The 12,619-nt window shown below is 31.7% G+C and carries 17 protein-coding genes; 16 read left to right on the top strand and 1 reads right to left on the bottom strand.

What is annotated here, in order from left to right; all coding sequences use genetic code 11:
- Positions 1-248 precede the first annotated feature (248 nt).
- From FHR24_RS04555 to FHR24_RS04570, 4 genes are all read left to right on the top strand, one after another.
- On the top strand, positions 249-566 hold the full coding sequence (locus FHR24_RS04555) for an Hpt domain-containing protein (RefSeq protein ID WP_167184484.1): 318 nt from the start codon (positions 249-251) through the stop codon (positions 564-566).
- Between the two features lies 1 nt (position 567).
- A complete protein-coding gene (locus FHR24_RS04560) occupies positions 568-1,293 on the top strand; it encodes a LytR/AlgR family response regulator transcription factor (protein WP_167184487.1) in 726 nt (241 codons plus the stop codon).
- A 111-nt stretch (positions 1,294-1,404) separates the two neighbouring features.
- The gene (locus FHR24_RS04565; RefSeq protein ID WP_167184489.1) at positions 1,405-1,581 is read left to right on the top strand and encodes a hypothetical protein; all 177 of its coding nucleotides are present in this window, start codon (positions 1,405-1,407) and stop codon (positions 1,579-1,581) included.
- Positions 1,582-1,792: 211 nt separating this feature from the next.
- A complete protein-coding gene (locus FHR24_RS04570) occupies positions 1,793-1,993 on the top strand; it encodes a hypothetical protein (protein WP_167184492.1) in 201 nt (66 codons plus the stop codon).
- 37 nt (positions 1,994-2,030) lie between these two features.
- On the opposite strand, the gene FHR24_RS04575 is transcribed toward FHR24_RS04570, so the two are convergent.
- Positions 2,031-2,621, bottom strand: a complete 591-nt coding sequence (locus tag FHR24_RS04575) for a riboflavin synthase (RefSeq protein ID WP_167184495.1) — start codon at positions 2,619-2,621, stop codon at positions 2,031-2,033.
- A 50-nt stretch (positions 2,622-2,671) separates the two neighbouring features.
- Here FHR24_RS04575 and pdxA point away from each other — a divergent pair, with 50 nt between their 5' ends.
- The 12 genes from pdxA (at position 2,672) to eno (ending at position 12,558) form a co-directional block, all read left to right on the top strand.
- Positions 2,672-3,712: a 4-hydroxythreonine-4-phosphate dehydrogenase PdxA gene (pdxA, locus tag FHR24_RS04580; RefSeq protein ID WP_167184498.1), complete on the top strand. Its 1,041-nt coding sequence runs from the start codon at positions 2,672-2,674 to the stop codon at positions 3,710-3,712.
- Positions 3,713-3,781: 69 nt separating this feature from the next.
- Complete coding sequence (locus tag FHR24_RS04585; RefSeq protein ID WP_167184501.1) at positions 3,782-4,306, top strand: YceD family protein; 525 nt, start codon at positions 3,782-3,784, stop codon at positions 4,304-4,306.
- A gap of 12 nt (positions 4,307-4,318) precedes the next feature.
- On the top strand, positions 4,319-4,513 hold the full coding sequence (gene rpmF, locus FHR24_RS04590; RefSeq protein WP_010135057.1) for a 50S ribosomal protein L32: 195 nt from the start codon (positions 4,319-4,321) through the stop codon (positions 4,511-4,513).
- Positions 4,514-4,682: 169 nt separating this feature from the next.
- Positions 4,683-5,678: a beta-ketoacyl-ACP synthase III gene (locus FHR24_RS04595; RefSeq protein WP_167184504.1), complete on the top strand. Its 996-nt coding sequence runs from the start codon at positions 4,683-4,685 to the stop codon at positions 5,676-5,678.
- Positions 5,679-5,723: 45 nt separating this feature from the next.
- Entirely contained in the window at positions 5,724-6,206 is a 483-nt protein-coding gene (gene accB / locus FHR24_RS04600) for an acetyl-CoA carboxylase biotin carboxyl carrier protein (RefSeq protein ID WP_167184507.1), read from the top strand.
- A 47-nt stretch (positions 6,207-6,253) separates the two neighbouring features.
- A complete protein-coding gene (accC, locus tag FHR24_RS04605; protein ID WP_167184510.1) occupies positions 6,254-7,600 on the top strand; it encodes an acetyl-CoA carboxylase biotin carboxylase subunit in 1,347 nt (448 codons plus the stop codon).
- A gap of 71 nt (positions 7,601-7,671) precedes the next feature.
- The gene (locus FHR24_RS04610; RefSeq protein WP_167184513.1) at positions 7,672-8,631 is read left to right on the top strand and encodes an asparaginase domain-containing protein; all 960 of its coding nucleotides are present in this window, start codon (positions 7,672-7,674) and stop codon (positions 8,629-8,631) included.
- A 104-nt stretch (positions 8,632-8,735) separates the two neighbouring features.
- Positions 8,736-9,548, top strand: a complete 813-nt coding sequence (locus tag FHR24_RS04615) for a MotA/TolQ/ExbB proton channel family protein (RefSeq protein ID WP_167184516.1) — start codon at positions 8,736-8,738, stop codon at positions 9,546-9,548.
- 8 nt (positions 9,549-9,556) lie between these two features.
- On the top strand, positions 9,557-9,997 hold the full coding sequence (locus FHR24_RS04620) for a hypothetical protein (RefSeq protein WP_167184519.1): 441 nt from the start codon (positions 9,557-9,559) through the stop codon (positions 9,995-9,997).
- Between the two features lie 10 nt (positions 9,998-10,007).
- Positions 10,008-10,625: an ExbD/TolR family protein gene (locus tag FHR24_RS04625; RefSeq protein ID WP_167184522.1), complete on the top strand. Its 618-nt coding sequence runs from the start codon at positions 10,008-10,010 to the stop codon at positions 10,623-10,625.
- A gap of 7 nt (positions 10,626-10,632) precedes the next feature.
- Positions 10,633-11,106, top strand: coding sequence for an ExbD/TolR family protein (locus FHR24_RS04630; protein WP_167184525.1), 474 nt, complete (start codon positions 10,633-10,635; stop codon positions 11,104-11,106).
- A 159-nt stretch (positions 11,107-11,265) separates the two neighbouring features.
- Complete coding sequence (eno, locus tag FHR24_RS04635; RefSeq protein ID WP_167184528.1) at positions 11,266-12,558, top strand: phosphopyruvate hydratase; 1,293 nt, start codon at positions 11,266-11,268, stop codon at positions 12,556-12,558.
- The last annotated feature ends 61 nt before the right edge of the window (positions 12,559-12,619 follow it).

Consider the following 12,619-nt stretch of genomic DNA (forward strand, 5'->3'; position numbering starts at 1 on the left):
ACCACTACTTAAAGCCTAAAACCATCTCAGTCCGAGATGGTTTTTTTGTAAATATATTTTACTAAAAATAACAACATAAAAAATTGATGAAAAATAAGATGAAATCTGTTGTCAATATTGTGTTTAAATGTTCAAAAGTTTTTATAAATTAGATTTTATTGTAGAGTGTGATAATCTACAAATTAAAAACATAGCATTGCCGTTATTTTGTGTACTGCATAATACATTAAACTACTCTAGAGAAATAAATGGAAACCCCAAATTTAAATTATATAAAAGAGCTGTCTGGAGGAGATGTTACTTTTGAAAAACAAATAATAGATATAGTTAAAGAAGAATTTCCAACAGAAAAAGAAGTTTATTTTAACAGTGTAAATGCTGATGATTTTGAGGCTATGATAGAAATAGTTCATAAACTAAAGCATAAAATTAGTATTTTTGGATTGACAAAGGCCTATGAGGTTGCAGTTCATTATGAGAAGAATTTAAAAGAAGGAACAAAAAAACTAAAAGAAGAGTTTGAAGAAATTTTAAAACTAATCACTTCTTATTTAGAAACAATATAGTATGGATTGCATTATTATAGATGATGAAGCAACAGCAAGGTTGGTAATTCGCCAATTATGTAAACAAGTAGATAGCTTGAACATAATTGGCGAATTTCCTGATGCGATTGAGGCGATTAAATTTTTAAATCAACAAGAGGTGGATCTAATTTTCTTAGATATTCATATGCCTGGTTTAACTGGTTTTGACTTTATTCAGACCATAAAAAATCCACCTAAAGTTGTTTTGACTACTTCTGACCCTAAATTTGCTATTGATGCATTTGAATATGAGTGTATTGTAGATTATATAGTAAAGCCTATTGTCTTGCCTCGTTTTTTAAAAGCTATTCATAAAGTAGAAAATGTTGTTTTGTCGGATGTTAAATCAAATGAAATTAAATTTTCTGAAGAGGATAAACAAGGTGTTTCTAAGGAAAAGGATTTGTATGTAAATATAGATAGAAGATTGGTGAAAATAGACATACCAAGTATTCATTTAATAGAGGCTAAAGGAGATTATATTCAAATAAAAACAGAGAATAAAAACTACATAGTACATTCTACGTTAAAAAAGATAGAAGATAAGCTACCTAATGACTTGTTTTTTAAAGTTCATAGGTCATATATTATAAATACTAAAATGATTGTTGATATTGAGGATAATAGTGTTTTAGTAAAAAAAGAAGTAATACCTGTTAGTAGATCTAACAAGCCAGAGCTCATTAGAAGGCTGAATCTTTTATAATTCTTTTTATATACTTTTAATAATTTAATTTTAGTATCTTTAGTAACCTCAAGAGCTTGTTGTGGAGTCTCTTAGTGAATTTATTTTTTTAATAACTAAAACAAAAATGCTATGAAAAAGTTGTTAGTTGTAATGTTGTTGGTAGTTGGTTCAATAAATCAGTCAATTGCATCTCCAAGACCTCCATCTCCTCCCGGAAAAGAAAAAAAGGCCCCTATTAACTCTAGTATTGTAGGTTTGTTTTTATTAGGTGTTTACTACGGAGCTAAAAAAATAAACCATTCATAGAAAAATCTTTTTATTTTTTGTTTTTCATCGAAAAAATGAAGTGGCTAAACGTCTAATTGTCTAATATTGCAGTAGTGTAGATTTATTAACATTTGTCTATATAACCATTAATTTATTAGAAATTATTTTGTTTAACAAGCTAAGGGTGTTATTTTTGACCTCGAAACAAGTTTAACATGTGTTAATTCTTATTTCCGTTACAAAGAAGACTATGAATAAAATTTTATATAAAATATTATTTGTTGTAATCATTACAGCATTTTCAACAGAAGCTATTGCAGCACCAAGACCTCCTTCTCCTCCGGGAAAGGATAAAAAGGCACCTATTGATATGGGGTTAACTCTATTGCTGTTAGCTGGTTCTGGGTTAGGGATAGTAAAGATCAAAAAAAACAAAAAAGACACTCAATAAACGAGTGTCTTTTTTGTTTATAAGAAGTAAGAGTGTCTTAAATACTATATTTAGATATGTTTTTTACATATTTTCCAATAACATCAAATTCTAAATTTACAACCGTATTTTTTTTGTAGTGTTTAAATCTTGTATGTTCAAAAGTATATGGAATAATGGCTACACTAAAAATGTTTTCTCCAGAGTTAACAACAGTTAAACTAGTTCCATCAATTGTAATAGAGCCTTTCTCTATAGTTAAGTTTCCTAAAGATTTGTCATACTCAAAGGTAAAAAACCAACTTCCGTCTTTGTTTTCTACGTTTGTGCAAGTGGCAATTTGGTCCACATGACCTTGTACAATATGTCCATCTAACCGATCTCCCAACTTCATAGCTCTTTCTAAATTTACTTCATCATTAAGATTTAGGTTGTTTAGGTTGGTCTTGTTTAAAGTTTCTTCAATAGCAGTAACAGTGTACTCATTTTTCTTAATATCTACAACCGTTAAGCAAACTCCATTATGAGCTACACTTTGGTCAACTTTTAATTCATTGGTTATTGATGATGCTATAGTAATGTGTAAATTGGTGTTTTCTGGCTTTAGTTTTTTAACAATTCCAGTAGTTTCAATTATTCCTGTAAACATTATGTATATGGTTTTAAATGACTAATTTCGTACTCCAAAAGTAATATATAATGACTGATAATCGTGTAATAAGAATTGGAATCTCTATTGGAGACTTAAATGGAATAGGAATAGAATTAATTCTAAAAACATTTGAAGATAAAAGAATGTATGAGTTGTGTACTCCTGTTATTTTTGCTTCGGACAAATCAATAGCTTATTATAAAAAAGAATTAAAATACAATTACCCAACACATAGTGTTAGAGAGTTAAGTAAAATTGAAGAAGGTAAATTGAATGTTGTAAATGTATGGAATGATGCGGTACAGATACAAGCCGGAGTGCCTACAGAAACATCTGGACAAAAAGCATTTCAATCATTAGAAGCAGCTACCAATGCCTTGCAAGAAAATATTGTAGATGTTTTACTAACAGCTCCTATAAGTAAAGATAATATTCAATCAGCTGATTTTAATTTTCCTGGTCATACAGAATATTTAGAATCTAAAATAGATGGAGATAGTTTGATGATTTTAATGTCTGATGATATTAAAATAGGGCTAGTAACAGGTCATATTCCAGTTTCTAAAGTTTCAGAAACTTTAACAAAAGAATTGATTTGTAAAAAAATAGATATTATGTATCAGTCATTAATTCAAGATTTTGGAATTAGAAGACCTAAAATAGCTGTGTTAGGGTTAAATCCACACTGTGGTGATAACGGAGTTATTGGGAATGAAGATGCAGAATTAATTCAGCCAATATTAACCGAATATCAGGAAAAAGGACAGTTGGTTTATGGTCCTTATGCTGCGGATGGTTTTTTTGGAAATCAATCGTACACTAAGTTTGATGGAGTGATTTCTATGTATCATGATCAAGGATTGGTAGGTTTTAAAGCTATCTCTTTTGGAAAAGGAGTTAATTTTACAGCAGGCTTAGAAAAGATAAGAGTCTCGCCAGACCACGGTACAGCTTTTGATTTAGCAGGGAAAGGCATTGCAAATGAGTCCTCTTTTAAAGAAGCTTTGCAGCAAGGAATTTCAATTGCTAAAAAAAGATTTGAATATCAAGAATTGAAAACGAATCCGTTAAAAATTAAAAAACAATAAATTAATTGATTAGTTTTTGAATCAATAAAATGTTTTTATATCTTTGCACGCTCAAATTGATGTTTTTATATGAAAAACCTAAATGAATTTAAGATCCCTTTTGTGGGTTTAAAGGAAGGTAAGCATCAGTTTGATTTTCAAATTGATAGAGAGTTCTTTGATGCTTTTGGATATGATGAGTTTGAACAAGTGGATTTTAAGGTAAGCCTTTGCTTAACTAAAAAAGAAACTTTACTAGAATTAGATTTTGTAGCGGATGGTAGTGTAAATGTACCTTGTGATGTTACAGGAGAAGATTTTGATTTAGAGGTAAAAGGTGATTTTTCTTTAATTGTTAAGTTTGGAGAAGCTTTTAACAATGATAATGAAGAGTTGTTAATTTTATCACATCACGCTTATCAAGTAGAGGTACAACAATATATATATGAATTGATTATATTGTCTATTCCTCAAAAAAGAATAAAACCAGGAGTATCAAGAGAAGATATTAATGCTCTAGAAGAAAAACAAGAGCAGAAGAAAGAGACAAAAAGTAAAAAAGAACAGGTCGATCCACGTTGGGATCAATTAAAACAATTATTAGATAAAAAATAAAAATTTATAGCAATGGCACATCCAAAGAGAAAAATCTCAAAAACAAGAAGAGATAAAAGAAGAACTCATTACAAAGCTGTAGCTCCTCAAGTTGCTGTAGACCCAACTACTGGAGAAGCGCACTTATACCATAGAGCACACTGGAATGAAGGAAAATTATATTACAGAGGACAAGTTGTAATTGACGCTACAGAGGCTGAAGCATAATTTTGTCTTTTAAATTATATACTGAATTGAAAACCCTCATTTTATGAGGGTTTCTTTGTTCAAACTAATGGAATAGATCAAAAAAAGGACATTTTTTACGTAACTTTTAGAAATAAATTTTATTACTTTGGCGTTCAATATTGTTTAAAGATTTCTTAACAATCAATTTATGGCAAAAATAAATGCTGCTATTACAGCTGTTGGAAAATATGTTCCAGATTATGTGTTGACTAATAAAGAGTTAGAGTCTATTGTTGATACAAACGACGAATGGATTACAACCCGTACTGGTATCAAAGAACGAAGAATTCTTAAAGATAAAGACAAACCAACATCATACTTAGCAATAAAAGCTGCCGAAAATTTAATTCAAAAAAAAGGACTAGATCCTAAAGAAATAGATTTGGTGTTAGTAGGTACAGCAACCCCTGATATGAATGTAGCTTCTACAGCAGTCTATGTTGCTACTCAAATAGGAGCTGTTAATGCATTTGGATACGATTTACAAGCTGCTTGTTCTAGTTTTTTATATGCAATGTCTACAGCGGCAGCATATATAGAATCAGGTAGGTATAAAAAAGTATTAATTATAGGTGCTGATAAAATGTCTTCAATTATTGATTACGAAGACAGAGCTACTTGTATTATATTTGGAGATGGAGCAGGTGCTGCTTTATTTGAGCCTAATGAAGAAGGTTTAGGACTACAAGACGAATACTTAAGAAGTGACGGAATTGGTCGTGAATTCTTAAAAATGGAAGCAGGAGGTTCCTTAAATCCAGCAACTCACGAAACGGTAGATAACAAACAGCACTATATTAGACAAGAAGGAAGAACTGTATTTAAATATGCAGTATCTAATATGGCAGATGCAGCCGTTAAAATTTTAGAAAGAAACAACTTGTCTAAACAAGATGTAGATTGGTTGGCAGCACACCAAGCAAATACTCGAATTATTGAGGCTACTGCAAATAGAATAGAATTAGATAAGGAAAAAGTAATGATGAATATCCAATATTATGGAAATACAACATCAGGAACTTTACCATTATTATTGGCTGATTATGAAAAACAATTAAAAAAAGGAGACAATATTGTTTTTGCTGCTTTTGGAGGAGGTTTTACATGGGGAGCTACTTATTTAAAATGGGCTTATAATTCATAAGCTAAAAACTATAACTTTAAAGAATATTTACTTAATATAACTATTATGGAATTAAAGGACATTCAGAATTTAATAAAATTCGTTGCAAAATCAGGAGCTAACGAAGTAAAATTAGAAATGGAAGATGTTAAAATCACCATTAAAACAGGTGAAGGTAAAACGGAAACTACTATTTTACAACATGCAGCACCAATGCCTATGGGAGCACCTATTGCACAAGCACCTCTAGCCGCTCCAGCCGCTGTTGAAACAACCCCTGTGTCAACAGAAGCAGCAGAAGATTCAAAATATGTAACTGTTACTTCTCCAATGATTGGAACTTTTTACAGAAAACCATCTCCAGACAAACCTTTGTTTGTTGAAGTAGGTGATACTGTACAACCAGATTCAGTTGTTTGTGTAATTGAAGCAATGAAGTTATTTAACGAAATAGAATCTGAAGTTTCAGGTAAAATAGTAAAAATATTAGTAGAGGATAGTACACCAGTTGAATTTGGACAACCATTATTCTTAGTAGACCCATCATAATTAAAGGTTACTAAGGTTTTAAGTACTAATTTTCTAAAAGAAATACTATGTTTAAAAAAATATTAATAGCCAACCGAGGTGAAATAGCTTTACGTGTAATAAGAACATGTAAAGAAATGGGAATTAAAACGGTTGCAGTATACTCTACTGCAGATCAGGATAGTTTACATGTTCGTTTTGCAGACGAAGCTGTTTGTATTGGTCCAGCTCCAAGTTCAGAATCTTACTTAAAGATGTCTAATATTATTGCAGCAGCCGAAATTACAAATGCAGATGCTATTCACCCAGGATATGGGTTTTTATCTGAAAACGCTAAGTTTTCTAAATTATGTGAAGATCACGAGATTAAATTTATTGGAGCAACTGCCGAAATGATTAATCAGATGGGAGATAAAGCAAATGCAAAATCTACAATGATAGCTGCTGGAGTACCATGTGTGCCTGGAAGTGAAGGTGTTATTGAAGACTTTGCTGAATGTGAAAAATTAGCTATAGAAACAGGATATCCAGTAATGCTTAAAGCTTCTGCCGGTGGTGGAGGTAAAGGAATGCGTGCTGTATGGAAAGCTGAGGAGCTAAGAGATGCTTGGGATTCTGCTCGTCACGAATCTAAAGCTGCTTTTGGGAATGATGATATGTATATGGAGAAGCTAATTGAAGAACCTCGTCATATCGAAATTCAAATTGTAGGAGATGCTTATGGTAAAGCATGTCATTTATCTGAAAGAGATTGTTCTGTACAAAGACGTCATCAAAAATTAACTGAAGAAACACCTTCTCCATTCATGACAGATGAGTTAAGAGAAGCTATGGGACAAGCTGCTGTTTCTGCTGCTGAATATATTAAGTACGAAGGAGCAGGTACTGTTGAATTTTTGGTAGACAAACATAGAAACTTCTACTTTATGGAAATGAATACCCGTATTCAGGTAGAACACCCTATTACGGAAGAAGTTGTTGACTACGATTTAATTAGAGAACAAATATCTGTTGCTGCTGGAATTCCAATTTCAGGAAAAAACTATTATCCAAAACTGCACTCTATCGAATGTAGAATTAATGCAGAAGATCCATTTGCTGGATTTAGACCTGCTCCAGGAAAAATAACATCTTTTCATGCACCAGGAGGACACGGAGTTCGTTTAGATACTCATGTGTATGCAGGATATACAATTCCACCAAATTATGATTCAATGATTGCTAAATTAATAACCACTGCTCAAACTAGAGGAGAGGCTATTAGTAAAATGAGGAGAGCATTAGATGAGTTTGTAATAGAAGGAGTAAAAACAACAATTCCTTTTCACAGACAGTTAATGGATCATCCAGATTATGTAGCAGGTGATTATACCACTAAGTTTATGGAAGATTTTGTGATTGAGAAACCGGTTTAAATCTTACTGAATAATAAATAAAAAAGAGAGCTATATAGCTCTCTTTTTTATTTTTGGTTAATTTTATGAATATGAAAATATTATTAATTTATACTGGAGGTACAATAGGAATGATTAAAGACAAAAAAAATCAGTCTCTAGTGCCAAATGGTGTCAAACCAATAGAAGAATTCTTAATTGAAGAAGATCTTTTACACGGAATTTCTATTAAATCAACTAAGCAAGTAATAGATTCTTCTAATTTTGGATTGAAATATTTTAATGAATTAGCCGTTATTGTAGAACAAGAATATTACAATTATGATGCTTTTTTAGTTTTGATGGGAACAGATACCATGGCATATGTAAGTTCTTTGTTAAGTTATAGCATTCAAGGTTTAAACAAGTCAATTGTTTTTACAGGTGGTCAATTGCCTTTGTTTGATAACAAATCGGATAGTAAAACAAATTTAAAAAACAGTTTATTGGCTTTAAAAGAAAATAGATTTCCTAAAGAAGTTGGAATTTATTTTCATCATAAGTGGCATAGAGCTGTTTGTACCACTAAAATAGATTCAGAAGGATACGATGCCTATATTTCTCCAAATTTTAAATCAATTGAAGGAATAAAAACAAAGAAAAAATTTAAAGTTTATAAGAAAATAGAAGCAAATATTGTTGTTATTAAGTTAATTCCGTTCGGTAATGATGCTATTTTAAAGTTGGTTTTAGAGTCAAATTCTTTTGATGGGGTTGTTTTAGAAGTCTTTGGATCGGGAAATATGCCTGAATTTAGTAAAGAAATAAGGGGTGTTTTTAAAGAAAAAATAAGTAAGGGTTTAAAAATAGTACTAGTATCCCAATGTTTAAAAGGAGGGATTACAATTGGTAGGTATGCAGCTAGTATACAGGCAAAAGAGCTTGAATTTGTGAGTGCTGGGAGTATGACAGTTGAAGCTACTGTTGCTAAAATGTTATTTTTACATGATAAAAAATTAAATATTCAAGAATATAGAAGATTTTTTGAAGAATCTGTTAGAGGAGAGACTTAAAAATGTTAAGAAGATTTAACAATATAATATTTTTTAAAGTAAACATTTTTTTGTTACTTGCTCATCGTTTATCAATTATCATTAATAGTATTAATTAAATAGAAATGAAAAAAGTTTTTAGTATCCTAGCTGTTGCAGGATTAATGTTTTTAGGAACTTCTAATGCGTTTGCACAAGAAGAAGGAGCTACCGTAGATTCTACAAGTGTAGCAGCAACTGAGAATGTTGCAAATGAGGAGCCAGCTGAAGAAGCATCTGCTCCAGTGGAAGCAACTCCAGAAAAAGAGGCAACTTTTCACCAAATTTTAAAACAACGTTTTATTGAAGGTGGTGCAGGATTCATGGGAATTGTATTAGTTGCATTAATTTTAGGATTGGCTATCGCAATCGAAAGAATTATTTATTTAAACTTAGCTACTACAAATACTAAGAAATTAGTTGCTAAAGTAGATGAAGCATTAGCTTCAGGTGGAATTGAAGCTGCTAAAGATGTTTGTAGAAATACAAAAGGTCCTATTGCTTCTATTTTTTACCAAGGTTTAGATAGATCAACAGAAGGAATTGATGCTGCTGAAAAAGCTGTTGTTGGTTACGGAGGTGTACAAATGGGATTATTAGAGAAAAACATTTCTTGGTTATCTTTATTTATTGCATTAGCACCGATGTTAGGATTTATGGGGACGGTTATTGGTATGATTGATGCATTTGATGCGATTCAAGTAGCCGGAGATATTAACCCAGCAGTAGTAGCAGGAGGTATTAAAGTAGCCTTATTAACTACAGTATTCGGATTAGTAGTAGCAATTATTTTACAAGTTTTCTATAATATTATCATTGCAAAAGTAGATAGTATAGTAAACAAAATGGAAGATGCTTCTATTTCTTTGATTGACTTATTAGTTAAATACAAAAAATAATATTCATTATGAGTAGTAAAATATCAAAAATATTAACCGTTGTGATACTTGTTATTGCAGTTATAGGAGCTGGATTATATGCTGGTGTCTTAATGGCTGAAGGTGACGATGTATATGACAGTGTAAGCCCTATTGTAGAATTTTCAGCATGGTTGTTATATGTTGCATTAGGAATTACTGTTGTATTTGCAATTGTTAATATATTTAAGAACCCAGAGGATTTAAAGAAAATTGCTATCAATGTAGCTATTTTAGGAGCTGTTTACGCAGTTGCATATGTTACAGCTTCAGATGCTGCTGTATTAGATGTACAAGGACAGATTTTAGAAGGTGGACAAGCAGGAGCAACTTCAAAATTAATCAGTACAATTATTAACTACAGTGTATACTTAGGAGTAATTGCAATTGGAGCTGTAGGGGCAGGAGCCGTTAAAACAGCAATTAAATAATTAACTAGATATGGCAAAAAGAGATATACCAGAAATCAATGCAGGTTCTATGGCAGATATTGCTTTCTTGCTGCTTATCTTTTTCTTGGTAACAACTACTATGGATACCGATTCAGGTGTTTTTAGAAAGTTACCAGAAATTCAACCAGAAAATACTGAAGCTCCACCTGTTAAGGAGAAGAATATTTTAGAAGTAAACATCAACCGTTTTGATAAATTATTAGTTGATGATGAGGAAGTTACAATTAAAGATGTACGTCAATTAGCTATCGATTTTATCGATAATGGAGGAGGTACATACGAAGGAAAAACATGTGATTACTGTGAAGGTAAAAAAGATGAATCATCATCTGACCATCCAGGAAAAGCAATTATTTCTGTACAAACTGCTCAAACTACTTCGTATGGTATGTATATTTCAGTTCAAAATGAATTGTTAGCTGCATATACAGAGTTAAGAAATAGATACGCAAAAAAGTATACAACCGGTAAATATCAAGGACTTTCTTATACTGACTTATTGAATATTCAAAAAGCAGATAAAGAAAATGCAGACGTAAAAGTTGCATTGGATAAAATTAAGAAAGCATACCCAGAGATTTTATCAGATGCTGAACCTATAAAATAATAAGCAGATGTCTAAGTTTGGAAAAAAGAAAAAAGATGTGCCAGCAGTAAACACTGCGGCATTACCAGATATTGTATTTATGCTTTTGTTTTTCTTCATGGTTGCTACAACTATGCGTGAAACAACGCTTTTAATTAAACCACCAAAATTGCCAAGTGCAACTGAAGTAAAAAAATTAGAGCACAAAAGCTTAGTGAGTACAATATATGTTGGAAAAGCCAAGAACGCATCTGAAGGTAAAGGAGATAAGATTCAGTTAAATGATAAAATTTCTACAGTAAATGATGTGACCAACTTTATTTACTCAGAAAGAGATAAACATGATGCTGAAGAGCAAAAAGCAATGGTAACATCTATCAAAGCAGATGTTAAAACAAATGTTGGTACTGTATCAGATATCAAACATGAGTTGCGAACAATTAACGCATTAAAAATTAGCTACTCTTCTGGAACTGGAGATGTATCAAATAACTTTAACTAATAAAAAAAGCAGTGTGTAAAACACTGCTTTTTTTATATAAAAACACTAGAATAAATTAACGAATAGGTTTTCGAAACTTATTTTTTTTATTCTATTTTGCATTTACATTGTTACGTATATTGCACATCGAAAACATAATAATAATTAAAATCTAAATATATGAGCGTTATAGTTAACATTCACGCAAGACAAATTTTTGACTCAAGAGGTAACCCAACTGTAGAAGTAGATGTAGTTACTGAAAATGGTGTTTTAGGTAGAGCTATTGTTCCTTCTGGAGCATCTACTGGAGAGCACGAAGCTGTAGAATTAAGAGATGGTGGTTCTGACTTTATGGGGAAAGGTGTTTTAAACGCAGTTAATAACGTTAACACAACTCTTGCAGAAGAATTAATTGGATTTTCTGTTTTCGAACAAAATGCTATTGATAAAGCAATGATCGATTTAGACGGTACTCCAAACAAAGCTAAATTAGGTGCTAACGCTATTTTAGGTGTTTCTTTAGCAGTTGCTAAAGCAGCAGCTAACGAATTAGACATGCCTTTATACCGCTACGTAGGTGGAGTTTCTGCAAACACTTTACCTGTTCCAATGATGAACATTGTAAACGGTGGATCTCACTCTGATGCTCCTATTGCATTTCAAGAGTTTATGATTATGCCAGTAAAAGCTAAAAACTTTACTGAAGCATTAAAAATGGGAACTGAGATTTTCCACAATTTAGCAAAAATATTACACGGACGTAACTTATCTACTGCTGTAGGTGATGAAGGTGGATTTGCTCCAACTTTTGATGGTACTGAAGATGCAATTGAAACTGTATTATCTGCTATTGAAAAAGCTGGATACAAGCCAGGTGACGAAGTAATGTTAGCTTTAGATTGTGCTGCTGCTGAATTCTTTGAAAATGGAAAATACAACTACGCTAAATTTGAAGGTGAGAATGGTGCAGTACGTTCATCTAAAGAACAAGCTGAATACTTAGCTGAATTATCAGTTAAATACCCAATTATCTCTATTGAAGATGGTATGGATGAAAATGACTGGGAAGGATGGAAATACTTAACAGAATTAGTTGGAGACAAAGTACAATTAGTTGGTGATGATTTATTTGTTACTAATGTTGAGCGTTTGTCTACAGGTATTGAAAAAGGGATTGCAAACTCAATCTTAATTAAAGTAAACCAAATTGGTACATTAACAGAAACTATTGCAGCTGTAAACATGGCACATAATGCAGGATACACTTCTGTAATGTCTCACCGTTCTGGAGAAACTGAAGATACTACTATTGCTGATTTAGCTGTGGCATTAAACACAGGTCAAATCAAAACTGGTTCTGCTTCTCGTTCTGACCGTATGGCTAAGTACAACCAATTAATTAGAATTGAAGAGGAATTAGGGGAGGTAGCTTATTTTCCTCAAACTAAAGCTTTTAAAGTAAATAGATAAATTCTACTTATTATATAATATCAAAAGCATCTCTATTGAGATGCTTTTTTTATGTCAAATT

Origin of the sequence: Wenyingzhuangia heitensis (assembly GCF_011762155.1) — a bacterium.
GTDB lineage: Bacteria > Bacteroidota > Bacteroidia > Flavobacteriales > Flavobacteriaceae > Wenyingzhuangia > Wenyingzhuangia heitensis.